Source organism: Bacillus sp. NTK074B, from assembly GCF_017303375.1.
Classification (GTDB): Bacteria; Bacillota; Bacilli; order Bacillales; family Bacillaceae_B; genus Rossellomorea.
In genome coordinates this window covers 1-256 of the sequence record NZ_JAFKOH010000251.1, presented here as the reverse complement: position 1 = coordinate 256, position 256 = coordinate 1, and the positions used below count along the sequence as shown (strand labels likewise).

Genomic DNA, 256 nt, shown 5'->3' with positions numbered 1-256 from the left:
AAACGCCGATATGCTCTTCGACGCGCTGGACAAGGTGCTCGCCGAGACCCCGCTGTCATGAGCGGGCTCGTCGACCGGGCGCTCGGCTTGTGGGGCATGGACGGGGCCGATCATCGCCTGTTCGCCGCACGCGAGAACGAAGTTCATCAGGTCCGCCATGCCGGGGCAACCTATGCGCTCAGAGTGCATCGCGCGGGCTATCGTACCGACGCCGAGCTGCAATCCGAGCTCGAGATGATGGACGCGGCACGTCGGG

General features: G+C 66.0%; 1 protein-coding gene. It reads left to right on the top strand.

The window, feature by feature from the left end; translation table 11 throughout:
• Positions 1-57 precede the first annotated feature (57 nt).
• A partial coding sequence (locus tag JI667_RS22235; RefSeq protein WP_206858697.1) for a hypothetical protein occupies positions 58-256 on the top strand: 199 nt, incomplete at its 3' end.